The following is a 24,342-nucleotide window of genomic DNA, read 5'->3' as shown; positions in this document are numbered from 1 at the left end:
ATCATGTGCAACGCGCCCCGCTCGGCACGCCCGACCTGCGTCAGACAGGCGTCGACCAGCAGGTTCGTTGCAGTTTTCTATCAGGGCCAGCCCAATGAAGCACAGCTTCGCTTCCATGCTTTGCCCTTGCGACAACACTATCGCTGCAATTGCTGCGTCTTACCGTCGGTAAGATAGCAGCGGTACGATTATTTGCGGCGGGGAGTTAACGAGCGGCCGCGGCAAGGGGGCGCCGTCCGTGGCGTCACTTTAGAGCATTTGCGCGGCTGCACGCCCGCTAAGCACCACCTGATTCTGCCGGCAACAATGACGGGCTTAGGCGCACGTCGATTCCATCCTCGTGATCAAGCCGGCTCCTCAACTCCACACCGGTTGTCCAGGAAAGCCAGTTGTCTTCCACAATATCGTCTTCCACCAGCGTCAATTTCGCGCCGCCAGCCTCATGATGCAGCATATCGTCGACCCCTTTATCCAAGGTCCAGCGCGCTACAAGCGCACATAAGAAGTCAGGCTCCCACAGGGCAAAAGAAAAGCCGTGCGTGATTTGCGTTATGATCCTGCGTATCCCTTGTCCTCTAAGGTCTCCGCGGACCCAAAGGTCCCCGTGGTAGGCTACTTTCCCGGTGATCTTCTTCGCGCTTGGTGCTGTGCAAATACAGCAGTCTTGAGGATGCGCTTGCCCGTTCGGGTCGGCGTAAAAGGCCTTCAAGGATTCAAGACATTCCGCAAAGTTGCTATGGGGAAGCCGGTATAGTCGAGCAGCTTCAAGCCCTGCGACATCGTTATTCTTGTCAAAACCCACGATCCAATACCCTTCGCCTGCATCAATTTGCGAGCGATCTGGACGAAAATTCGGATTTGTCGGCCCCTTAGTTGGAGTCGCCCGTGCGATTGATATATACTCGTTGAAATCGAATCCTATCAAAAATCTCATGCCTTTCCGAGCGGCGTGGTCATCATGTACTTGAATGAGACGTGAAGCGCGTAATGTAGCAGCTACGCTTTGCATTCCTGCATCCCTCGCCATCGTGATAGTCCGCGTCGCCAACTGTAGGGCGTCTGACTGAGACTACTGCATCAGCAACGGAACGAATCCCTACCTATTTTGGTAAGGAGACTCCTGTTGAACATGAGCACGGATTGTCATTCATCTCAGTGCATTGAACGGCCGCTTCTGCCGGGCCGAGCCCAACCTCGCAATCGTAATCGAGTAGCATCCGCTCATCTGCGCTCAAATGCTGTCGTCGGCAGACGCGAGGGATGACACCTGCCGAGCTTCTAATCAATCCTCAGTAATCACATGTACAGACCATTGGACTGTTTCGAGGACCTTTGGTACCATATCAAAGTATGAAGTTGCTGAAACGATTGCAGAGCATGTTCGGCTCTTACCGACTGCGAGCGCAAAGCCAGCTATCCTTCCAGCGAAGGGGTCTGACGGGGCATGCTTGCCGATGCGACGGAGAATAAAATGCAAACACCGGGCCCTGTATCTAAGGGTGGTGGAATAGCCAAACGTTTTCAGAACACGGCGCACCCGGTCAATAGCAGATTTTGCGGTGATCTCACGCGGCTCGGGGACCCACAACACGTTAGGGGCGAGGTGATCGCACCGGTCCTGCGAGCGAACGCGGCTCTTTGATTTTTTGGCAGAGCTTCAAGCAGTTTAGGAATTGTTTGCGCACGCGCGCTTGCCCGACCCGCAGCTTGCCAATTGACGGCGGAGCAAATCGGTATCCCTGATGAACTTCCCGCGCGGAAACATGATGCTGCCTCGCCGGAGCCCAATTGCGGACGTCACGTCCTCGATCACGCGTCGGCGGAGGGACTCACCTGCGCCACCGAAACACTTCCTGTCTGAAGCTCTGAAAAACCGATCCTCTCAGACAGGAGGCGGGCGCTACGATTCAACCTAATCGCATCCCGCTGTAGTAGGCTTGCTCTGTGCCATTGTGATCATCCAGCGGTTGGGCCGATCGGCTCCGCCCAACCACGTCACCCTTTCAAAACTGGTAGGAGGGCTCCCTTCCGCTATCGCTGTATTGTTCGCGAGCGAAGTCGAAGCTTGGTTCGCGACTGGAACGCACAATCTTGATGACGGCTGCCCGGGAAATGACCATTCGAGGCTAGCAAATGAGAGAGCGCCAGACATTGTTACACTGTTCCAGAACGCTCATCATTCAGAAGCCATCCTCGAGTTATCGCCTGACATCGAACTCGATATTCTCACCAACCCGCAACTCGCCGAATACGGGCGCGCTTGGCCCGATAGGCGGCCCTAAGAGGATCGAGCGGCTGAGCGTTGCTGCATGTCAGGAGCATTAGATCGCCATATCGTCCTAGAACTTATGCTGACATCGAGCCTCGATGTGCGGCCTGAGGATAGCTAAAATACAGCGCCAATCTCTCGCTTGCAAAATAGACTGCTTGAGTTGCGACGCCCGCGACAGCATCGGCGAGCGCCAAAACAGAAGAGGAATAGAGTGCCAATTCAAGAGAAAGCCTCCTAGCTATCAATCCGGTGAAGAATGGCAGAATCGTCCGTAGTCTTCGTTCGATGGTCATTTTGTCCTGAGCTGCGACGTGTGGGCGCCGATTGGCGCCCCGGTCGTTAGGATGCGGCGATCGGCGGTTCCTCCGCATATTTGGTGCAGCATGAGCGATCGGGGATGGATGATTGCCCGGTCGTTCTCAAGCAGGCAGGAGGACGCGTCGGCGCACTAGTGGGTCGCTTTGCGCGGCCATACGTTTGGCACTTTGCCGCTTTGATCCTGCTGATCTGTCTTTCGAGCACACTGGGTTATCCAGGAGTTAGTTGTTGACGCGCGAACCGCATCGATGTCGCGCCCGATGCTGTTGGCAAGGTTCTTGATCTCGCTATTGCCTGTTGTGCGATCCATTCAGCGAGCTCGGCAATATCGTGCCACTGAGGATGGACACAAACCGCTTCGCCAGATCGGCCGCTGTGGTGAGCTCCGGAGCTTAGCCAAACAGATGGCCGAGGAACAGCCTGGCTTTCAGCATCGATCTGCTGCGGTTACTGGCTCAAATACGAAGCGCAGCCAGGATGCGTGGGTGCTTTCCAGTCGGGCGTCGTCTTGCTGCTCCTCCGGCATCTGCATGTGTACGCCTGTCAGCGGCCGATCGCGCAATAGTCACTCCAGTATAAGTCTGTTGCGGTCGGTAGGGACGCTAGTGTCCCAGCCCTCAGCTCAGATCCGTATCTCCCCGGATGGAATGCTCTGCACCTTGAGACGTTCAATTTCTTCGCGCTCCACCAATGATGAGTATCGCGCGGGAGCGCTCTTGCTGAGGATTTGAACATCGCTGGTGGCATGCCGCCCGCCTTTCGAAACAATCTGGTTCCTAAAGGCTGTGACACCCCTGCTTCCAGCGCGGCTTCTTCGCTACTTCGCCCGGCAGCGATACTCGCCAGAAACTTCCCTGTTCATTCCGTCCAGCTACAGGCGGTCGTCCTGGCGATGGTAATGGTGCTCGCACAGACCGTGCCGATCGCCGCTTTCGAATGCGCATCGCAATCTCAACTCGAGAGTGTTGCCAGGACCACTTGAAATCCGTCTTGCCCTCCTACAAGAGCCGGAGCCTGTATCCAGATCGCGTCCTCTAAACGGTCGCAATCCGCGCAGTAGTCCAGGCGCCTGACGGATTGATCAGGGATGGCACGCGCGCCCTGATTTTGGCACGTCCAAATAATTTTGACGTGACATCGGAAGATTCGCTTTCGCTCGCCTTCCGGATAGTCACCTGCCCCGTAAACCCGGGACTTTTGCAACACTTGCTGACGACCGCGCCTTTTTAGCGAAGCCACAGTGTCGTGGTTTTGCATCTGCGGCTGGAACGCCGATGCAGGAGGACCAATCTCCTCTCTAATTAAGATGAACACATCAAATTCGGTGTATTCACCTCCTCTATGCTCTGCAGAACTCCATGCCAGATCACTTTCAATAGATCGCCTCTGCGTCCGCGGAAGCAGAACAAATGGCCACTCAGGGGATCGCCGCACCTCTTGCACCTGCAGCGACAATGAGGCGAAACATCTACGCATGTCGGTGTGGTCCGTGCCAACCTACCCCCGAACTCCCGTAGGAACGGAATCATCGCGGATCCAGAGCCTCGATAATCCGGCGAAGTGTCTCAACTTCGACGCTCGCATCAACAACGACGCGCTGCCCGCCGGGGGAACCAAGCGTCGAGTGACACAGTTGAAGTCACCGGTGACGGCAGCTTAGCTGATATCGAACGACGCCGGAATGGTCCTTGCCCAGATGCAAGTCGGCGTCCGACTTCTTTTCCATCGGCTTTGCCCCCGCGGCGGAACAAGAGAGCTGTTCGTACCGGCCGCCCGAACTCCGCGATCCGCTCGACGTCGGCGGCACTATCGACGTGAGCAAGGGGGGGGTAAATCTAGCTGGCCTGGGCTCCTCGGGAACAGACTTGTATCGTCCGTTCCGATCGGCGGCGGCATGTTATCGGGGGACCACAAACCCAAGCAACAGGAAGTGCTCTCCTAGCCGCTCGGATCGAGCCAGGAGGGAGACTCTCTGGTAGCAGCCAGCCACTAAGCGCCGCGCTCGGGCAGGACACGCGGCGACTACTCCTTAGAACCTGTCTTTAGCCAAGCTCGAAAAGCTTTCGTGGCGCACTCGTCAATACCTCGGCGCCGGACTCGGTCACACGAAAAGTCTCGCTGATGACATACCCGAAGTCCTCATCAATCATCCAGTTACCCAAATGCAGATGGAAGGTCATGTTCGCCGTCAACACTGTCATGTCCTCTTCCGTAATGCTGGCGGTCCGCTCCATCCAATCGATACCAACAGGGTAGCCACAGCGCGATTCCTTCTTGAGGCCCAACTTTTCAATCGTGCGATGGATTGCTTTGGCGATGTCGCTGCAGGTACATCCCGCGCGGACAGTAACCAGCGCGGCTTCCAAGCCAGCGACTCCAGCCTCATGCACGCGATGTAGACGGTCAGAGGGCCGGCCAATTGAGAAGGTGCGGCTGATCGGGGCAGTATAGCCATGGCGCACACCGGAGATTTCAAGGTTTATCTGTGAACCTCGGCGGAAAACGTCCTCACTCCACGTGATGTGACTTGTTCCGGTACGCGGGGAAGAGCATAAATACGGGATTTCAATCATCGTTCCTGGCTTGCCATTGGCGCCGCGCACCAGCGTCGCCAAGATCTCGGCCATTGCATCGGCTTCCCGCAGCCCGGGGCGCATCACATCCGCCGCACACGCAATTCCGGCATCAGTGATAGCGGCGGCCTCTTTCATGACCACTATCTCGATATCGGACTTAACCATTCGGATCCTAGTTACTGTGCCGGTGCAATCCACGATATTCGCATGCGGCAGTCGCGCCTTGAACTTCTCCGCCGAATGCACCGACATGGCCCCAAGTTCGAGACCCACGCCCCCGTTTGCGTTGCCTATCTCGAAGAGGAAATCGATCAATGCGTCGTAGCCATCCATTTCTGCATTTCCGATGAGCGCTTCCGGATAGCCGACTACTTTGCCGCGCTCGATAAATGTCTGATGCAGTGCTGCCGGCATATCCATCTTACGCAAGATAAACGTCGGTTCCTCTTCATGGATCGAAACTACTAGTCCTTTCGGATCATTTGGTGACTTTGCCGTGTAGCCCGTAAGGTAAGTAATGTTGGAGCTGTCAGTTACGACGAGCGCTTCGAGATCCCGCTGTTCCATTTGCGATTTGACCGCGGCAAGCCTGCGCAGGTACTCTGTTCGTGGGAATGCCTGCGGCCCTTTGCTGATCGTCATTGTTTTGACTCCATCGAGTTTCAACTCGGCCTCTGTATGTCGAGCCAAGCGAGAGAAAGGGGAGGCGAAAAGTTATCGCCGATCTGCTTCCCGAAAGCGAGACGCCTGACAACCCTAGCATCCTAGCAAATATGAGGGGGCGGCTCGGCAGACGGCGGCATCGGGTGCGCTTATGTGCGATGCGCATAAAGTGTTTGTTGCCCAGATTGTTCCTGATGGGGTAACGGCTCGCTTGAGAGCCAGCATGAGCTGATGTTCGGCATAAGCGCTGAAGGCATTCGCCGTTGATCAATCCATCGAAAACACAACGGCTGGTGAGACCATCCCATCGCAGAGCGCGGAGAAACGTCAAAACTCACCAGTGGCCATGCGGTGCAAAGCCCTCTGCTCGGTCGCCCTTCCGTCCCCAGCCGCGCAGCGAAGTCATCTTGGTCTTGATCGAGATTTCGTCGATGAAGAGCAGGCGCCGGAATCAAGACTGATCTGCCCATGACCCGATCTGCGGCGATGTCCCGCGACACACTCGCGTCCAAATGACTTGCTCTCTGATCCTCATACGCGCTCTTAGATCGATCAAGCAACGACCTTTGCACTTCAGTCAATGAATTTGATGCTAGAAGGATAAGCCGATATGTTCATATAGCGATGTGTTATTTCCTCATCTACCCTTATGTCTTTTATTGCCACAATACTCGCCCAAGCGCCGGACTCTTCATCGGTCCACACTACCTGTGCATTCGGGTTGAACGAGTGGTTCACCATCGAGATCACACCGAAAACAACGTAGCCTGTCAGAGGGAAAATGAGATGTTGATCGGGCCGCACGAAGTAGTACTCGAAGACCCCCGTACGATCCAGCAGCTTGGCTGCGGCATCATCAAATCCCCAGGTCGGAGCGCGCTCGATTAGATCTCCAACTTTGAACGGAATATTTGCAAATACGCCGCGGCCTTTTCGTGGCACATTTTTGACATACAGGGCGTTGCTGCGATCAAAGACCTTGTCGATCATCGTGTGTGCCTTCTCGGCGCTGAGCATGGACTGTTTCCTCGTACGTTCTACCCGGTATTTCGGCCAGCCGCAGATCAACCGTAAGCGGGTCAAAGAACCATTGGGCTGCATCAAGACCACCAGCTTGTTGCCAAGACACGTCATTGCGGTGGGCCGTCGGTCGAGTGGCTTTAGACGTCCGGCCGTCGTTTACAATGTGCTCCGCATTCCAGGAATTGTAATGGCATCGCAAGAAAGGCTTCCGGCGAAGCGAAGAAAACGCAACAGCGAATATTGCACTTGCAACGTCGGTCACAGTGCATCGATTCCTCTTGTCGCGCTTGCACCATCGGCAAATTCGCAGTCAATCGAACCTCTTCCTGCACCCACCAATGCTGATATTTATAGCTTGTCCCCACACTGCCGATAGCCGCGAGAGGACACAGCTACCAATACGGGTGGGTACCTGTAGTTCTGGCTGTTAATTTCGCAGTTTCGAGTTGATCAACCCGCAACTCGCGTAGGTGTAAACGCGCTTTGGGCTTCCGATAGCTAATGCCTTCAATCCTGTTAAAGCCGCCCGGAAGCTCGCGGCCAAATGAGCGGCATCGCTCACTCTGATCTCGCTGTGAGCACACTCTAGCCTAGCTAATCGACCATGAGCGCAAGGTCGATTACTCTGGACGACCGCCACGGCGCGGATAGTTGCGGTTCGGCGGCCGGGCTTACGACCTAATCACCTTGCAATCTGAAACACTCCTACAACTATCGAGACGCTGGCATGATGTGCTCACGGAATTGCTCTGCTCGACCACTGCCCCCCCGAGCGGACCTCGTTTCCTCGTTGGGAGATCCACAGCTTTAAGCTCTCGAGCATCTCCGGCGAGACCACGATGGTTTTCGGCAGACAGAGTGCAGTGGATATTGGTCTGCCTGCCGCCTCGCCGGTGGGATCGGCCGCCGGAGAAAGCGGTGTGACGGTTGAAGCACACGAGACCAATTGCAACGAGACCCGTGAAGTGTCCGGAAACTCGCGACTCACAAAATTGAAATCGTACCGTTTTTACTTGCCGAACATAGCATCGGTATCCCAAAGACTGCAATTGTGCTGAAGCTAGACGCGCGGCAGGGCCGTCGCGCCAGCCTCGGTCGGATCGAGCCCGATGATGCGTCGGCACTGGATCCGCGCCATCATGGCGCCGCCCCGCCGGGTATGCACCACCGACAGCCGTCACGGCCTGCCGATTGCACCGAACCTGATCGCGCGCGACTTCACGGCTCCAGCCCCGAACCGGGTCTGGCTCCCCGATATCACCTACATCCCGACCGCGGAGGGGTGGCTGTATCTGGCGGCCGTCATGGATCTCTTGAGCCGAAAGATCGTCGGCTGGGCTATGCGGGATCATATCCAGATCGAACTCGCATCCGCGGCACTGACGACGGCCAGCTCCTGCTCTGGACCGACACTCCGCATGACCCATCTCATTGGTTGCCAAGCTGATCTCGGCGAGCGCGGGGCCGGACCACCCATCGTCTGCAGCCAGCTCCGATCGTTTCGATCGTCAGAGACCGTGAACGGGGACGCAGCGCTGCACCGCCGGCCAGCCTGATTGCTTACCTCCGAAATAGACGGGTAAGCTTCTTTCCGCCGAGCGGCGCCGGTCGGATTTTGCCGATGGTGTCATGACGGCAAGAGGAACGCATTCATGAGCAGCCAAATCGACAGCAAGCTCAGAGCGGTGTGCATGGCAGTCTCTGTCGTTCATGGTGGCGGAGAGCTTCTGCCGCGTTGGACGAGCTCCTTGCGAGCCGCACAAACCGCGCGTCTACCATCGGTTCCTCGACTGATGGCACGGCTACGACTCATTTGGGCGGATTGACCCTGCATGCTCGCTTCTGCCGAAGGGCACAGGGCAAGGGCGACAAGAACAGATCGGCGAAACAGCTCGCAGCTCTCTCGCCGAGACTTACAAGACGTGTCCTTCTAAAGACGGACTCACAACGATCGAACGTCCTTGCGAACCGGCGGCCCCGACAAAAACAGAGCCACACCAGGCCTCCATACGTAACGTATTGCGAGGATGATTTAGCGTGAAATTCTCCTATTAAAGAACAGTCATCTAAACAAGAGTTTTACAGTTATCAAGCTCCGCGGCAAGAGAGCCGACGTATAAGCGGCCTGCGGACGAAGCGAATAAGGCGTCAGCTCGGCATCGGTCACTGTCTCGTGAAAGCCAGCGGGAGCGACGATTCGTAGAGCACCGAAAACTAAACGCAGCGTCGAAGACGCCTCTCAACGACTCCCAGTTCTCACAATGATGCGGCTGACTGCGGCAATCCAATCACGCAGATCGAACGCGTGGACCGGCTTAATTGGGCAGAACTTCGCTTCACGCAAGGCTTCATGTGATGCGACATTTACCTCCCGATCGAGCGCGGTAACAAGCCGCGGGTGTTGCGGAAAGTCACTGAAAACTGTGCGAGGGAGCGCAGCGAGGACACGATCATCGTTCGTCTGCCACCCGTCTGCGCGGACGGGGATGCGGGACGGCGGCATCCCGTGAAGGACCCGAGTGACGGCAGTGGATCAGGAACGAGCGTACCGTCACCTCACCTAGCACACCACCAGTTGTCGTGATCCGAAGGACGGCTTGACGGCGGCCACTCTCCATCTCGCGACAGGTTGCCCTCCCTATCAACTAAGCGGCCGAAGGTGAAACATCCTGTCTTCCGAAGTCAATGAAGACCTACAAACAGCCGGAGTGACGAGGACGTGTTAAAGCCCTTATGCATCGACATCGTCGGCCCCACATCAACAGCGCCCCCGCAAGCACACACACGGTACTTTTCGCCGTTGGCGCGCTCCGACAGCGCATCCTCGCGGATTCTCTCTTCTCTTCAGAACTGATAGGAGAACCCCGTTTCCGTTTCAGCTATTCCTTCCAGGTTGAGCCGCCCAGCCAAGGCCACAGCCTATTGGCGACCATTAGCCAAACTTTGAAGTCGCTGATGCTGGTACCGAATGCTGCAATGTGAGTAGCACGACAAGTCGACAGTCGTCTTACGATCGCGAGCCGTTGCACCTCGGCTAGGGGCATGGTGATTCAGGTCCTCGATCCCCGTTCAAGTGACTTCGCTCCGCCGATTGTTCTTGTCGGCAGAAATTGGGGCGCTAACTGGGTTGTCCGCGAAAACGGGGCGCGTTTGGCTGGCTTTTATCAACCGCGCTGAAGCTCTGAAATATGCTCTCTTCAAGAACAGACGCCATCCAGAGAGCATCATCGAAGTGAGGCGTGAGATCGAGCTCGACTTTCCCATCCCGTGAACTGCAAAACACGAAGGATTGACCGCCCTTCTGCATCCGGCGAACCGTCGGAGGCGGTCACTTGTTAACTGATGTTCTTGAGCGTGCGCAGTTCAACCTTCAATTAGGCAGCCCACTGGCTTTCCGCTGCAGGGCCTGTCGGTCGACAGTAAACCGGCCAATCATTGCTTCCGCTCGATGAGCGTCACATCGTTATAAACCTGAACATTAGCCGTCCTGTCTCGTTGCGAGCGACGACCTATGATGAGAGAAGGACGCACCATCGACTGTTCATCTGGCACGCTTCATCACGCAAGCATAGCGCACAACTCAACGAACTAGTCGGTTTCATCTGCACGGGGCTATCTTGAGGTGGAATGCGTTCGCCGGCTTAACGCCATCTCCTTCGCAGCGATATTCAGAAACACCTGGATCGCGGCGTCCGCCGCAAACTTATCCAACTTGTAACCTCGAACCCGGCCAGATCATCGAAGAACGCAACCTTCGCATTGGTGGTCCTCGCAAAGGTAGGTTCATTAAGAGGCTCACGATCAGGCAAAAGCAGGCAGAAGTCGCAATCAGAACCCCAACAAATTACAACCGTATTTCTAAGAATGAATGAAGGAACTCAGAACAAAAAGTAACCTAGGCTCCCTCCAGAATTGGTAGGCGGACTTCTCGCCCCTTTTCTGTACACTTCACCATCGAGGCCGACGGCGGAGGGCAGATAATCGTCGCAAAAGTTGAGCGCTTTCTGCAGGCCGATAGCATTTAACCAACTGCAGTATGAGTTGGGATCTGTGGGTGAGGAGCATACGTGAAAGTCGTGAAAGAACTGACCATGGAGCTTGTCGAACCTGCTTCGTTCAGCGCCGCAAGGCCAAGCGTATTTGTCGGCAAGACTCGTCGCGGCAACAGGGTGGCTCACGAACAGAGGGGCGCTTTGGCCGGCTTGTTCGTGAACCGTGCACAAGCGCTTAAATACGCGCTGTTCGAGACACGCGATCATCCAAAAACAATCGGGAGGTGTCACGTGGGATCGAACTCGATTTTTTCACGGCTCTGCAGATCGCCGCCACGAGGCGCGAGGTCTGATACCTCGGCGGCTTGAGCAGGGTCGAGTGGCTGAGCTTCGATATACCTTCACAAGGAACAAATACGCCGTTGTCGGAAACTCGACAAAAAGCCGCCAGAGGCAGTTTTTCTGACGGTAAGCCAAGCTGCGCCTGGAGCTTCGCGAGCGGCACGCGTTGAATGACCGAAAAACGCCGACAAAAGGTATCCTCGAGCTTTACCAGATCAGGCCCTTGGTGCTGGTGCACGCGGTTTGCCGGGTTGCGCGCGAGGGACATCCATTGGCGCTTAAAAGTTTTTTATCTTGTTCGAATGGTGGTTGTGGTCTTTGCGACGCATCTAGGGCCTGCGAAACTGCTTCTCGGAGTAGCGCGTGCGCGTGCGTGAGTTTTGAGGCCTAGTTCACTAGCGCGAGGCAGGTGAGCAGCGAGAGAATTTGTACTGCGTGTCGCGCCGGCAGCTAGCCGGAGATGGGCCTAAATCGAGGAACCTTCATGAGTTCAATCGAGGACCTACGGCTGGGCAAGCCGGACAAAGAGGGGAGCTTTTCGGTCGTGAAGCCCGATCGTCTCACCCGCATCTGTGCGGCGCTGCTGAAAGCTGCCGGCGCTTCAGAGAACGAGGCGCAGGCAGTCGCCACCGGCTGCGTCAATGCCAACCTGGTTGGTCATGATTCCCATGGAGTCATCGCCATTCCGAGCTACATCGACAGCATGAACGCGGGGGATATCGTGCCGGGCGCAGAGTGGACCATCGTGCGAGAATCTCCCACCACGGCTGTTATCGATGGCCATTGGGGCTTTGGCTTTCATGTCAACGCCAAGGCGATGGCGCTCGCGATCGAAAAAGCAAAGACCGCTAATGTCGCAGTCTGCACAGTCTTCAGGCAAAGCCATGTCGGACGGCTCGCCGCCTATCCCTTGATGGCGGCAAGCGCCGGCATGATCGGGCTTGCGGCCGCTGATTCCGGTCGCTTACGTAAATATGTCGCGCCGTTTGGCGGGCGCGAGGCGCGGCTTGGCACCAACCCGATCTCGATTGCGGTACCATCTGATCTCAAGGCGCCATTTCTGCTCGATATGGCGACATCGGCGGTCGCCGCCGGCAAGCTCCAACTGGCAATCGCGCGCGGTGAGGAAATTCCCAAGGGCTGGTTGATCGATGCCCAGGGATGCCCCACGACCGACCCCCGCGACTACCGCAAAGGCGGCGTGCTACTGCCGCTCGGCGGCTCCGAGGGTTACAAGGGCAGCGGCCTCGCAGCGATCGTGGAGCTGTTATGCGGACTGCTGACAGATCCTGGTTTCGGAGTCGAGCCGAGCGGCCGAGAGAACTTCGGCTGCTTTATCGCTGTGTTCAATGTTGCTGCTTTTCGCCCGCTTGATGAATTCAAAAAAGAGGTCGCCGACTTCGCGCGGCACCTGAAATCGGCGGCCCCATCGGAAGGCTCGTCCGGCGTATTCTACCCCGGCGAGATCGGATATTTGCGCGAGCAGGAGCGCAGGGCAAACGGCATTAAAGTCGAGAACGCGACCTGGGAGAAACTGCGCTCGCTTGCGCGTTACTACGGGATTGCCGGCGAACTTGATCTCGCCTGAACGTGATGGTCGGCTCTCCGCAGACGCAAACTGACGACAACACCGAGCTCATGGCGGCTCCGCAGCCGCGCGAGGATGCAGTGCTGCGGGAACATTCTCATGACATCGCCTCATCCTCGAAGTGCGAAGTTGCCATACGGCTTTATTCGACCGGCTGCCGTTGCCAAGTCGAAGCGGCAGCGATCACGCACGCGTGCGAACGAAATGCGATGCGTGATGGATCTGTTATCGGGCTCACCGAATTGTGGTCGACTCGCGAAAGATGTGGCCTTTCATCTAGGACGCATACCTGCACCAGAGTCGGTGATTAGCTGTGCATAGAAACTCTGCTGAAGACACTGGCCCGGGTCGCGTGAAGCCTTCAGCATCAATACGCATCATCTTATGGCATGCTCCGCACTCTGTTGAATGCGATTTCAATTCAGCGAAACTTCCAAGAAGGGCGCAGTCTCGTCGGCGGCTATGCGACGGACCACCTTTTGTTGATCGTCTCACCAAGCTGATGTCAGTAAGTGGATTGGTGGAACGGAGCAGTTGATATGCGGAACAGCTCGGCATTGTCGGTCTTGCATGCATTGACCCACGCGACCAGGCCAACAATTGAGATCGCCGAGATCGCCGTCTTCCGCTCCCTGGGCTGACAGATCGCATCTTTGCAAAGCTCTATGACAGGAATTTCGCCATGCGTTACGCATCCCGAATCCACAGAATGACCGGTAAGGGATCGAGGGCCTGGGACATACATTACATGGCCGTCGAAAAACAGGCCCGCGGCGAACGTATCATTCTGATGACGGTCGGAAACACCGATTTCCCCAGTCCCGAACCGGCTATCGCCGCTGTACATGACAGGCTTGCAGCCGGGCGGACCCATTACAGCCCCAGTGCGGGCGGCCGTCCGATCCGCGAGGCGATTGCGCGGCGGCATACCCGCAACACTGGCCAGGCGATCGACGCCGATCAGGTCGTTGTCACCATCGGCGCGCAGAATGCTTTACTCACTGCCGCCCTCTGTATTGTAGAGTCGGGAGACCAGGTGTTGGTGCCCGAGCCAATGTATGCCACTTATCCTGGGACCATCGCCGCTGCTGGCGGCGAGATCATCAGCATCCGCTCGCCGGCAAGAAACCGCTTCCATCCACTGATCAACGACATGGAAGCCGCTATCGGTCCGAGGACCCGCGCGATCTTTCTCGCAACGCCCAATAATCCGACCGGCGCGGTTTATTCCAGGGACGAACTCTTAGCTATAGCGGCTCTGTGCCGTAGTCATGATCTCTGGTGTGTTTCGGACGAGGTTTACGGCGAGCTTGTCTACGAGGGCCGACATGTCTCACCCTCTGTCCTCCCAGGCATGGCCGACCGCACGATCATCATCAGCAGCCTTTCCAAATCCCATGCGATGGCCGGTTGGCGGGTCGGTTGGATGATCAGTCCGCAGGAGTTGGCGAAACATGCCGGCCAGGTAGCTCTCTGCTCGACCTACGGTATTCCTACCTTTCTGCAAGATGCGGGTGTCGTGGCGCTGGAGCAGTTTCCGAACGGCCTCCCCGAGCTGAAAGCCGCCTATCGCCGGCGACGCGACCGGCTTTGCGACTGGATGGAAGCGGTTCCCGTCCTGTCCTGCCACCGGCCGGAAGGCGGTATGTTCGTCATGCTGGACGCGCGCGCCACCGGTCTGTCGGCCTATGACTTTGCTAGGGGCCTAGTCCTCGAAGAGGGCGTCGCTATCCTACCCGCGGACGATTTTGGCGACAGCGCGACTGGTCATTTGCGCATCAATCTTGGCGCCGCCGATGTAGAGATCGAGGAAGCAGCCCAGCGCCTGTCCCGCTACGCCGAGCGTGTCGGCCGGCATCGGACCTTCGTCTGACGAACGCAGGCTGTCGGGCATAGCGCCACCTCGCTGCTGTTCTGCGCAGGCGCTTCGGACTGCGATGGAAGAGAACGGAGCCGGGCTGTCGTACCCTCATTAGCTTGCGCATACGGCCTCCGAAGTCCGCTACTCGCAGAGTCGGAGTTGCTAAGGTTCTCCGGCATAGCGTGCCACAAAACGTAAGACCGTATGTCTGCTTCTTCCGGTGAGGTGGCTCGCCCTACACTGCGCGTCCGAGAGTTGCTCGGGCGTACCGCGCCGATCCTCATCAGGAGGACGAGCCGTGGCAGATTATAGGGAAGCATTTGTCGGAATGGATGTGGCCAAGCTGAGAAATGCCGTCGCGATTGCGGATGCTGGCCGGGAGGGAGGTTCGGTTCTTCGGTGAGGTCGATGCTTCGGCCACCAACATGCGCCGCGTCTTAGAACGAATCGCCACCCGGTTTGACCGCGTGCACTTCTGCTACGAAGCCGGTCCAACTGGCTATGGTCTTTATCACCTGATCCGGTCATTCGGCCACAAATCACGGTAATCGCGCCATCGTTAATCCCGAGGAAGCCGGGAGATCGTGTGAAGACCAACCACCGGGAAGCCGTTTCTCTAGCCCGCGTGCTGCGCGCCGAAGAGCTAACGGCTGTGTGGGTTCCCGATAAACGTCACGAAGCGATGCGCGATCTCGATCGCGCCCGATCGGCAGCACTTGAGACGCTGCGGATCCACGGACAGCAGGTGAGCACCTTCATGCTCAAGCACGGCCGTACCTATCCCCCAAGAAGGGCTGACGACGCGCTATTTGCGGTTGGGTCCAGGAGCTGCAGTTCATCATCCCTCTCACCAGATAGCGCTAGAACAAATGGTCGAAGCAGTTCGCATCGCCAAGGACTGGGAGGCAATCGAGGCTAACATGACATAGGTTCGTCTCGTGCGATGCTCAAGCTTGGCGACGTCGCCGTGACGGACGATCTCGCAGCACACAAGCGGGCCAAGGTTGCCACAGCGAACGAGGCGGCGGTCGCAAAGCTTCTCTACCTGCCACACCGTTCGAGCCGAGCTCAACCCGATTGAAATGGCCTTCGCCAAGCTCAAGGCCGCCTTTTCACACGCCGGCCGCAAAAAACTATCCAGGCCTCGATCGAGGCTGTTGGCGCGACCCTCCCGGCGTTCACTTCTCAATAATGGCCGACCTTCTTTGCCGTAGCCGGTTATCACCGCCTCTGATTAGACTCTGCTCTAGAAGTTGAAGGTGTGGCGCCTCTCCGGATGACTCAACTGATGGCCGAACTCTGCTCCTCGACAAAGTACGTAATAGACCAAAGTATGCACCTTTAACAGCGGGCATCAGATCACTGGCGCGCTAATCAATTTCAGTGTTTCGGCCAACGACTCCTCGAATATCTCGATACCTTGACTGAGTGTCTCAGAGTCGATCGTGAGTGCGGGAAACAATTTTACCACCTGATCAGCGGGTCCGCATCGTTCGACAATCAACCCCTTCTCAAACGACTTGTATGCCGTAGTCTTTGCGATTTCGGGCGTTTGGCAATCAAACCCTAGCGCCATGCCTCGGCCTCGAACAGAAAACCTGTTTCCATGCTTGAATGAAATGGCCTCAAGTCGGCTCCGCATAAGTTTTCCCAGGCGTTTAACATCCTGCGAGAAGCTTCGAGTGCGCCAATAAGTGTTTAAAGCTGCGGTTGCAGATACAAGCGCAAGGTTATTCCCCCGAAAGGTGCTAGTGTGTTCGCCAGGCTGCCATACGTCGACTTCCTCTTTAATCAGCAACATCGATAATGGGAGACCATACCCACTCAGCGATTTTGACATGACGACGATATCTGGTAACAGCCCTGCGAACTCGAAGCTGAAAAATTCGCCCGTACGACCACAGCCCATCTGGATATCGTCAACTATGAAAAGGGCGCCAGTCTCTTTTGCTATTGCTTCAACTGATTGCAACCATCCCTTGCCAGCTACGTTTATGCCCCCTTCTCCCTGCACACATTCGAGCAGAATGGCGGCTGGCGAATCGATGCCACTGCTCTTGTCCAGCAACACTTTTCGCAGGTACTCAGCCGTATCAACGCCTGGCCCGAGATAGCCATCGTAGGGCATGAAAGTTACGCCAGGCAAAGAAGGTCCGCTAGCTGTGCGATGAAAGCGATTACTGGTCGCAGCAACTGCCCCTAAACTCAGACCATGATAACCGTGTGTGAACGAAACAACATTTTGGCGCCCAGTGACTTTCCGTGAGAGTTTCAAAGCTGCCTCAACCGCATTTGCCCCGGTTGGCCCCGTGAACTGGAACCGATATCTCAGACCTCGTCCACTAAGTATGGCAGAGTTGAAAGTCTCCATAAATTCGAGCTTTGCAGGAGTGGCCATGTCAAGCCCGTGGACGACAGCATCCGATGCTAGATACTCCGCAATAGCCGCTTTGATCTGGTGATTGTTATGGCCGTAATTTAGCACTCCAGCTCCAGACAGGAAGTCAATAACCCTTCGACCATCCTCCGTTAGCATAATAGAGCCCCGAGCCCGATTGAAAAAGGTCGGGAAGGAACGTGAGTATAGGCGCACGTTTGATTCTAGGGCTTCGAAAGCGTGCAAGTTACGTGAATCGCCAATCACTCCACACATGGTGGTCTCCTTCGCAGATGCATGGTTCAAGAAGTGAGTACGTTGGATCAGATTGCGTGAACCGTGGACAGCAACCGAATGCCGCTCCCAGAGCGGATCGCCTTACTTACCTGGGAACCGGAGGTTAGCGGACCTACTAATTCGAGTGGTCCTCAGTACATGAGAGCTTAGGCATACGAGATCAACTCGTGCAGTGGAGCGGTGCTGTGTCGTTCGCTCTGGTAACGGCTCGACCGCCCCTTGCCCGGCGATGAGCCCCTGCCCAGGCGGCCCTACTGCCAAGGGCTCAGCGGTTGATGGAGCCGTCGGGTCGACTTTGCAATCCGATGATACGCTTCTTGCTTTTGCGGGTTCTTCCTCGCAGAGCATCTTCGTACCAGTGATGCCCTCGGTGACCAATTGGGCTATTTCGCAATCGGAGAGACCAAGAAGGCCCGATAGGATCTCTCTGTTATGGTGTCCGAGTGTCGGTGCCGCTGTGCGGATGAGATAGGGTCTTGCACCTTCCCGAATCGGCATAGAGGGTTGTGGATGCAACCCTACAAATCCGCGTTCGACTTCCTGCAGAAATGCACGCGACTCAAGATGCCCGATCTTTGAGCAAGCCAATTGGCAGCCGCGCAACGCCGGCTGCGATCTTGGGGCCTGCAACTCGGACATGGCCTCATTCGCGTCACGGGTGAGCGCCCAAGCTGCGATCTCAGTCTCGATGGCATTCTCAATACACCTGCAAGCTGCCGGAGATTTCAGCGAAGCATTCTCTGCCCAATCAGGTCCGCCAATAAGCAGCGCAAGACCATGCCACATGTTCGCATCGGCAGCCGCTACGACGATCCAGCTGTCCTCGCCCGCACATCGGAAGCAGCCGTGCGGGACACACTGTGGATGTCGATTGATATCTTGTGCCGGCATGCCGCTGATCGATTGGACGGTAATCCATGGGGCTGCGAACGGCATCTGCATTCGATCTGCGCGAGATCAATGAACTGTCCCTGCTCGGTGCTGCGCGCATTCTGCAGAGCCACGAGAACTACAGCACAGCCATTTAAGCCACCGACGGAGTCCCCAAACTCGGTGTGACTCATTACGGGCGGCCCACCGGGCTTTCCGACAACAACCGGGAAACCCGATCCCTGCTCGAGAGTCGAGCCGTGGGCCCGGCAATCGCGATGGATGCTCTCCGCTCCAAAGGCTGACATCGACATCATGAGGATTCGGGGATTGAGCCTTCTTAGCACGTCATAACCAAGCCCGTGCTTCGGCAGCACATCGGCCGAATAGTTATCGACGACTACATCGGCACCTGCCACAAGCCGTTTGGCAAGCTCGAGACCTTGCGATCGCTTTAGGTTTAGTGTGATACCGCGCTTATTTCGATTCAGCATGCAGAAACATACCCGCTTTTCATACATCTGCCCCTCGACGTAAGCATGCCGCGGATCAGCGCCGCGAAACCAGTCCGGATACTGGATGGCTTCGATCTTGAGGACGTCCCCGCCTAGATCAGCTAGTGTGCGGGTACACAAAGGCCCCGCCCAACCCATCGAGAAATCAATCACGCGAATCCATGCAACGGCTGCCGATTGGCATCAATGAAGCCGGATTACGCTGATCTGGTGTCAAATAGGTGCCTTTGGCCATTCGCGAGACCCTGCTGCTCGCCAGGAGCGAGTACCCTTCCGCCCCCGCGGCGCGGTGTCAATCTCAGCCGCTGCATCGAACCGGCGGTCAAGGCCTGTTCTTTACCGAGCAAGACAGGGACGATCGCGCCCCGCGCCCTCTTCTCCGCGTCCTGGAGAAGATCAGCTATTTCAGGCAGCGGCACGATCGAGATTTTCCGTTTCAGTCACCCCGCAAACTAGTCCTGCGCGGTTCGCGTTTTCAGCCGCGGCGCAAATTCCCGGTCGATCTTGTCCATGTGTTGCAGACGATCTTCGCCGAGGATCAGCACCGGATCATCGGATAATTTGGACACACCGAGCATGTCGCAGAATGCGAGCCACTGAGCCGGCGTTTGCAAAGTGACGCCGAGCCAACCTTTTTTTGTTTCGTAAATGCCGGCCGGAAAACTCGGCCAGAAGTGGTTAATGCCAAGCCGGCGCATAACGTCGCCGCGTGCGAACGCCTCACACATGAGATACTCGGTTAAAGCGAGATTCGATTCGGATGCACCGAGCGACCACCAGCGCCCTGCTCCGCCCTGTGTTCGCGCAAGCTCCGAAGAAACAGCCGCTATGAACCCCCAAGGCCCGCTAGGATACAGTCTGGAAATCCGGCGCGTGCAGCGGGGGGCCCTCTCCACGGGTCCAACCGGCTTGATGAGGCCGGCGAGCGCGCGGATCGTCGAATCCGTTGACGCCAATTCCGCATAGGGCCCTCCCGGCTGAACCAGCTCGCTTCGAGGTAAATTAAGCCGGGGCGGCGGTTGCGAATCGCAACGAGATCCTGCGCAACATCCGATGCCAGTAACGCTGCACGGCACGGTACACCTTTACGAGACACCGAAGATTTCCGGCGCCCCCGTTAGTAAGCATAGTGGCCGCGCAGGAAGACGTTGATTTCGCCGACTTGGTCACTGATCGTGTGATGTCGTATTTGCCGCATGAGCTCCTGCAGTGACAAAAGGCTGCGCCGCAAGCGAGATTTCTCGGTGCGCATCCCAACCTTGAAGTTACCCTTCTGGTTTCGCGTCCAATACAGCGTCAGGCCCAAGAAGTAGATGGTCTCCGGGCGTTTTCTGCCGCGTTTGCCTGCGTGTCGCTGCGCGAACGACCAAACTCAACCAATTTGGTCTTGGTCGGCTCAAGAGTGAGGCCGAACTTTACCAACCGAAGGCGTAAGGCGTCCTGAACACGGATGGCGTCCGATCGATATCGGAAGCAGATCACAAAGTCATCGATATAGCGCACCAGCCGGGCTTCGCCCCGCAACCGGCGCTTCACCACGCGTTCGAACCAGAGGTCGAGCACATAATGCAGATAAAGGTAGCTCAAAAGTACGCTGATCGATCCCCCTTGCGGTGTTCCTTCCTCGTTCGGATGAACCTTTCCACTTCCAAGACACCCGCTTTCAGCCAGCGCCGGATCAAACTGATCAGGCGTGGATCACCGACTCGATGCGCAACAAATCGGAGGATCAATCATGATTGAGACTCCCGAAGAAGTTCTTCAGATCCGCCTCCAGCATCCAACCCATCTTGACACCGGCGATGGCCACATTGAGGGTCGCCAAGGCATGATGAGCGCTGAGCTTTGGCCGGCCACCAATGAGCAGGGCAGAAAGTCCCGCTCATAAATGGCAGACAATACTTCGGCCGTGCTGCGCTGGAACGCCCGATCGGCGACGGTTGGCACGCCAAGTGGCCGCTTTTCCGTCTCGCCGGGCTTCGGGATATAGACCCGCCGAATGTCCGGCGCTCTATATCCTTCACGGTGAATGGACTGAGCATCGGCTCTATCCATACATCGAAGCTCTTCTTCGCCGTCTCTACCGTCTGACCATCCACCCCTGCGGCCGACGACTTCGGAATCTGCGACCGACTCCTCCATACCCGGTAATGTCTGGGACCACGCGGCGATGGAGAGCTTCTTCTCGTCGCTCAAGACCGAACGGACGGAAGGCAAAACCTACAGGACCAGAGACGAGGCACGAGCCGATGTGTTCGACTACATCGAACGATTTTACAACACGATCCGCAGGCACTCGACCATCGGCTATCTCAGCCCGGTTGAGTTCGAGCGTAAGGTGGGATTAGCTTAACCCAGTGTCCATCAAACCGGCAGCAGCTCAATCCGGAGCCTTCAGAGAAAACTCTACTGCAAAGCGAAGGCGGAGCCCACCTTCCGCTTCTATCTGCTCTACGACAAGATCTGTCGCGAGGACATCCTGGTCCACGCCTATCGGCTCGCTCGTCTTAATGCGGGTGCACCAGGTGTGGATGGGATGACGTTTGCTCGCATCGAAGAGCAGGGCCTGGAAGCATGGTTGGCGGACTTGCGTGCGGAACTGGTCTCGAAGACGTACCGACCTGATCCGGTGCGGCGGTTGATGATCCCGAAAGCGAATAGTGGCGAGCGTCAGACTGCCGCCAAGATCGTGATCGAACCTATCTTCGAGGCTGACTTCGAGGACAATGCCTACGGCTACCGGCCCGCTCGCGGGGCGGTGGACGCGGTCAAGGAAGTGCACCGGCATTTATGTCGGGGCTATGCAGACGTAGTTGATGCTGATTTGTCCAAGTACCTCGATACGATACCGGATTCCGAACTGATCAAGTCAGTAGCCCGGCGTGTGGTGCATCGAAACGTCTGCGTCTCATCAAGATGTGGCCGAGGGCGCCGATCGAAGAACGGGACGCGGACGGAACCCGGCGCATGAGTGACGGCAAGCGAAACACACGCGGCACGCCGCAAGGCGGCGTCGCAAGTCCATTGCTGGCCAACATTTAGATGAACCGGTTCCTGAAGCATTGGCGTTTGACTGGCTTCGGCGACGCGTTCCAGGCTCACGTCATCTCCTATGCCGACGACTTCGTTATCCTCCGCTGCGGTCGCGCAGTGGAGGCATTAGCGTGGACGAAGGCGGTGATGACCAAGCTTGGGCTGACACTCAACGAGGCTAAAACTTCGCTGAGAAATGCCCGACAGGAACGCTTCGACTTCCTCGGCTACTCCTCCGGCGTGCATTGGTTTGAGGTGAACGGGAAATGGCATCTCGGCGCGAGGCCGTCCAAGAAGAGTGTACAGCGGCTCAAGACAAGGGTCGGCGAGCTTCTGGTGCCAAGCAATATCGATCCATGGCCGGAAGTACGTGACAAGCTGAACAGGTCACTGCGAGGCTGGTCCAACTACTTTGACTACGGCTCGCGGAGCAAAGCATACCGTAGCGTCGACCAATACGCCTTTGAACGTGTGCGCAGGTTCCTCGCGCGAAGGCACAAGGTGCAAGGACGCGGCAATCGCTGATTCATATTCGATGTCATCCATCGAGAACTCGGCGTTCTGTGCCTCCAACGCTTGCCCCGAGCGGCCACGTCGCGTGCCTCGCGGTGAAACCAGCCGGAAAGCCGGATGCCGGAAATCAGCACGTCCGGTTTGATGAGCGTTGCGCCTTGAAAGCGCGTTGAACTCTGCCGCTTGAGATGGCGGCCGCGGTAAAGCCTAACGAGCAGCCGCGTACCGAGTCTTGCGTGGCGTCCGGTAACGGCCGCTGCGAAGCGTAGACAGGGAGGTGGTAGGCCGGCATGCAGTGAACGGGAAAATAGCCCCGAAATCGAACGTGATCGGAGTAGTCGACCCTGTCGCTCGAAGGGGAAGGCGGAATCGCAGGCCGCGACAACGCGAGCGGTCTGAGATGCTCCCGGGTTCGTACCGCCGGCATGCAACTAAGGGGATCAACGGGAACAAGGGAGATCCATTCGGTTCAAACGCAAGTTTGTAGGGCCCGACAAGCCGACAAGGTGAGGGAGGCCTGACGACCGAGTGGAAGTCATACTGAGTGATAGTACTCGGAGGATGGGAGAGCCGGCCACATGGGGAAGCGGTCAGCGGTAGGTGAATTGTTCTTGGGCAACATGGGCTCCATGCAACGGGAGACACGGCCTTCTATGCAACGACAAGATCAGCTGACCATGGAAACGAAACTTGAACAGATAGCAGCGAAAGCTCGATGTGAACCGAAAATCCGCTTCACGTCGCTGGCACATCACATCTCACGCGACCGGGAACGGCTCATGCTGCAGATAATGCCGTGGTCGGCCATCAAACGCTGGAACTGCTCGCTGGTGTACTGGGCGGATTCAAACGATCGTCGCAACACCCTGAAGTTGGAGGTTGCGATGAAAGTTGTAAGTCGACGTTCGGCACGGTCAGGACGAGGGCCATTGCCATCGCCAGGCCGGCCGTCTGTGGCCGGACGCGATGAACAGAATAAATTTTGGAGCGCGATTGCCACAGGGCAGAGCAGTGAAGATGCTGCGTTTGAGGCCGGCTTATCGCAACCTGTCGGAAGCAGATTGTTCCGAAAGGCAGGCGGCATGCCACCAGCGATGTTCAGATCTTCGGCCAAGCCTCTCTCCGGGCGCTACCTTTCATTGGCTGAACGCGAGGAAATCGCCCTTCTAAAGGTGCAGGGCCATTCCATACGGGAGATTGGGCGCCGCTTGGAACGGGCTGCTTCGACGGTCTCCCGTGAATTGCGGCGGAACGCGGCCACCCGCGGCGGGGGGCTAGATTATCGGGCCACAACTGCCCAGTGGCATGCAGACCGATCTGCCCGCCGGCCCAAGCCGACTAAGCTTGCGCCCAACGCAGCCTTGCGCACTTATGTGGAGGAGAGACTTGCCGGTAGTGTTGTAGCCCCGGGCGGAGCTTGTATTGCTGGCCCCACCGTTCGGTGGAACGGCCGCCGGCATGGCCGGCGAAAGGATCGACGATGGGCCAAGGCATGGAGCCCGGAGCAGATTGCCCGACGCTTGCCGATCGACTTCCCGGGCGACAAGACGATGCGCATCAGCCACGAAGCCATCTATCAGGCTCTCTTCGTTCAGGGTCGCGGTGTACTACGCAGCGAACTGACGGCCTGCTTGCGAACGGGACGCGTGTTGCGCGTTCCCAGGGGGCGCGTACGCAGGCGGGGCAAGGGCTTTGTCTCGCCGGAGATCATGATCAGTGAGCGCCCCGCTGAAGCGGCCGATTGAGCCGTGCCGGGACATTGGGAGGGAGACCTCATCCTCGGTCTTGGCAGCTCGGCGATCGGCACGTTGGTCGAACGCACGACGCGCTTCACAATGCTATTGCACCTTCCCCGATCAGCCGGGCATGGCGAAGCTCCGCGCAACCTTAATGCTGATAAGCAGCGCCGCGATCTGTACGGCGGTTACTATTTGATGGTACAGCATCAACAATGGATCGATCTACTATCTGCCGTGGTGAGTTGTTGTGATTCTTCATGCGCCACGCGCACCACAGTAGTGCTGTGCTATCATCTACGATAAGGCGACGTAGCTAGGACAGGATGAAGCAGACGTACGCCAGCGGGCCGGCAGACGTTCTGT

General features: G+C 57.1%; 14 protein-coding genes and 5 pseudogenes. 8 read left to right on the top strand and 11 right to left on the bottom strand.

The genetic code is table 11. From position 1 onward, the window contains the following. Positions 1-277 precede the first annotated feature (277 nt). The 5 genes and pseudogenes from P6U28_RS00615 to P6U28_RS00595 form a co-directional block, all read right to left on the bottom strand. Entirely contained in the window at positions 278-1,009 is a 732-nt protein-coding gene (locus tag P6U28_RS00615; protein WP_407121392.1) for a hypothetical protein, read from the bottom strand. A 1,337-nt stretch (positions 1,010-2,346) separates the two neighbouring features. Next, complete coding sequence (locus tag P6U28_RS00610) at positions 2,347-2,565, bottom strand: hypothetical protein (protein WP_407121390.1); 219 nt, start codon at positions 2,563-2,565, stop codon at positions 2,347-2,349. Positions 2,566-4,632: 2,067 nt separating this feature from the next. After that, positions 4,633-5,808 carry a M24 family metallopeptidase gene (locus P6U28_RS00605; protein WP_407121389.1) on the bottom strand — a complete coding sequence of 392 codons (1,176 nt, stop codon included), beginning with the start codon at positions 5,806-5,808 and terminating at the stop codon, positions 4,633-4,635. Between the two features lie 231 nt (positions 5,809-6,039). Next, positions 6,040-6,277 (bottom strand): annotated as a pseudogene (locus P6U28_RS00600) (IS630 family transposase); the annotation flags it as partial. Positions 6,278-6,402: 125 nt separating this feature from the next. Further along, positions 6,403-6,846 (bottom strand): SET domain-containing protein-lysine N-methyltransferase, encoded by a 444-nt coding sequence (locus tag P6U28_RS00595; RefSeq protein ID WP_407121388.1) that lies wholly within the window; start codon positions 6,844-6,846, stop codon positions 6,403-6,405. 1,157 nt (positions 6,847-8,003) lie between these two features. Between P6U28_RS00595 and P6U28_RS00590 the strand changes: the two are divergent. After that, positions 8,004-8,208: pseudogene (locus tag P6U28_RS00590) on the top strand (DDE-type integrase/transposase/recombinase); the annotation flags it as partial. Between the two features lie 2,871 nt (positions 8,209-11,079). Here P6U28_RS00590 and P6U28_RS00585 read toward each other — a convergent pair. Next, positions 11,080-11,454 carry a hypothetical protein gene (locus P6U28_RS00585; protein ID WP_407121386.1) on the bottom strand — a complete coding sequence of 125 codons (375 nt, stop codon included), beginning with the start codon at positions 11,452-11,454 and terminating at the stop codon, positions 11,080-11,082. A 216-nt stretch (positions 11,455-11,670) separates the two neighbouring features. On the opposite strand from P6U28_RS00585, the gene P6U28_RS00580 reads away from it, so the two are divergent. The 3 genes and pseudogenes from P6U28_RS00580 to P6U28_RS00570 all read left to right on the top strand — a co-directional run. Continuing rightward, a complete protein-coding gene (locus tag P6U28_RS00580; protein WP_407121384.1) occupies positions 11,671-12,774 on the top strand; it encodes an Ldh family oxidoreductase in 1,104 nt (367 codons plus the stop codon). Between the two features lie 748 nt (positions 12,775-13,522). Further along, a complete protein-coding gene (locus P6U28_RS00575; RefSeq protein WP_407121382.1) occupies positions 13,523-14,647 on the top strand; it encodes a pyridoxal phosphate-dependent aminotransferase in 1,125 nt (374 codons plus the stop codon). Between the two features lie 286 nt (positions 14,648-14,933). After that, a pseudogene (locus P6U28_RS00570) lies at positions 14,934-15,534 on the top strand (transposase); the annotation flags it as partial. A 455-nt stretch (positions 15,535-15,989) separates the two neighbouring features. Here the strand turns inward: P6U28_RS00570 and ectB are convergent. The 5 genes from ectB to P6U28_RS00545 all read right to left on the bottom strand — a co-directional run bounded on the left by ectB (position 15,990) and on the right by P6U28_RS00545 (position 20,281). Beyond that, a complete protein-coding gene (ectB, locus tag P6U28_RS00565; protein WP_407121380.1) occupies positions 15,990-17,288 on the bottom strand; it encodes a diaminobutyrate--2-oxoglutarate transaminase in 1,299 nt (432 codons plus the stop codon). Positions 17,289-17,390: 102 nt separating this feature from the next. Continuing rightward, positions 17,391-18,200: a CoA transferase gene (locus P6U28_RS00560; RefSeq protein ID WP_407121378.1), complete on the bottom strand. Its 810-nt coding sequence runs from the start codon at positions 18,198-18,200 to the stop codon at positions 17,391-17,393. Then, positions 18,113-18,847 (bottom strand): CoA transferase, encoded by a 735-nt coding sequence (locus P6U28_RS00555; protein WP_407121376.1) that lies wholly within the window; start codon positions 18,845-18,847, stop codon positions 18,113-18,115. The genes P6U28_RS00560 and P6U28_RS00555 overlap by 88 nt, the downstream gene beginning before the upstream one ends. A 299-nt stretch (positions 18,848-19,146) precedes the next feature. After that, entirely contained in the window at positions 19,147-19,770 is a 624-nt protein-coding gene (locus tag P6U28_RS00550) for a CoA transferase (RefSeq protein ID WP_407121374.1), read from the bottom strand. A gap of 220 nt (positions 19,771-19,990) precedes the next feature. Continuing rightward, positions 19,991-20,281: a reverse transcriptase domain-containing protein gene (locus tag P6U28_RS00545; protein WP_407121372.1), complete on the bottom strand. Its 291-nt coding sequence runs from the start codon at positions 20,279-20,281 to the stop codon at positions 19,991-19,993. 559 nt (positions 20,282-20,840) lie between these two features. Here P6U28_RS00545 and P6U28_RS00540 point away from each other — a divergent pair. The 4 genes and pseudogenes from P6U28_RS00540 to P6U28_RS00525 all read left to right on the top strand — a co-directional run. Then, a pseudogene (locus P6U28_RS00540) lies at positions 20,841-21,047 on the top strand (IS3 family transposase); the annotation flags it as partial. 183 nt (positions 21,048-21,230) lie between these two features. Then, positions 21,231-21,665, top strand: a complete 435-nt coding sequence (locus tag P6U28_RS00535) for a hypothetical protein (RefSeq protein ID WP_407121371.1) — start codon at positions 21,231-21,233, stop codon at positions 21,663-21,665. A 71-nt stretch (positions 21,666-21,736) separates the two neighbouring features. Further along, positions 21,737-22,252 carry a group II intron maturase-specific domain-containing protein gene (locus P6U28_RS00530; RefSeq protein WP_407121369.1) on the top strand — a complete coding sequence of 172 codons (516 nt, stop codon included), beginning with the start codon at positions 21,737-21,739 and terminating at the stop codon, positions 22,250-22,252. 872 nt (positions 22,253-23,124) lie between these two features. Then, positions 23,125-24,132, top strand: a pseudogene (locus tag P6U28_RS00525) (IS30 family transposase); the annotation flags it as partial. Positions 24,133-24,342: the final 210 nt, after the last annotated feature.

Source organism: Bradyrhizobium sp. STM 3561 (assembly GCF_045571455.1).
Lineage (GTDB): Bacteria > Pseudomonadota > Alphaproteobacteria > Rhizobiales > Xanthobacteraceae > Bradyrhizobium > Bradyrhizobium vignae.
Note: the sequence above shows the minus strand (reverse complement) of the source record. Positions and strands in the feature narration are given on the sequence as shown.

Excerpts from the sequence above, each read along its gene's own strand:
- P6U28_RS00615 (WP_407121392.1), bottom strand. The coding sequence starts at position 1,009 with ATGCAAAGCGTAGCTGCTACATTACGCGCTTCACGTCTCATTCAAGTA.
- P6U28_RS00610 (WP_407121390.1), bottom strand. The coding sequence starts at position 2,565 with ATGACCATCGAACGAAGACTACGGACGATTCTGCCATTCTTCACCGGA.
- P6U28_RS00605 (WP_407121389.1), bottom strand. The coding sequence starts at position 5,808 with ATGACGATCAGCAAAGGGCCGCAGGCATTCCCACGAACAGAGTACCTG.
- P6U28_RS00595 (WP_407121388.1), bottom strand. The coding sequence starts at position 6,846 with ATGCTCAGCGCCGAGAAGGCACACACGATGATCGACAAGGTCTTTGAT.
- P6U28_RS00585 (WP_407121386.1), bottom strand. The coding sequence starts at position 11,454 with ATGTCCCTCGCGCGCAACCCGGCAAACCGCGTGCACCAGCACCAAGGG.
- P6U28_RS00580 (WP_407121384.1), top strand. The coding sequence starts at position 11,671 with ATGAGTTCAATCGAGGACCTACGGCTGGGCAAGCCGGACAAAGAGGGG.
- P6U28_RS00575 (WP_407121382.1), top strand. The coding sequence starts at position 13,523 with ATGGCCGTCGAAAAACAGGCCCGCGGCGAACGTATCATTCTGATGACG.
- ectB (WP_407121380.1), bottom strand. The coding sequence starts at position 17,288 with ATGTGTGGAGTGATTGGCGATTCACGTAACTTGCACGCTTTCGAAGCC.
- P6U28_RS00560 (WP_407121378.1), bottom strand. The coding sequence starts at position 18,200 with ATGCCGGCACAAGATATCAATCGACATCCACAGTGTGTCCCGCACGGC.
- P6U28_RS00535 (WP_407121371.1), top strand. The coding sequence starts at position 21,231 with ATGACGTTTGCTCGCATCGAAGAGCAGGGCCTGGAAGCATGGTTGGCG.
- P6U28_RS00530 (WP_407121369.1), top strand. The coding sequence starts at position 21,737 with ATGAACCGGTTCCTGAAGCATTGGCGTTTGACTGGCTTCGGCGACGCG.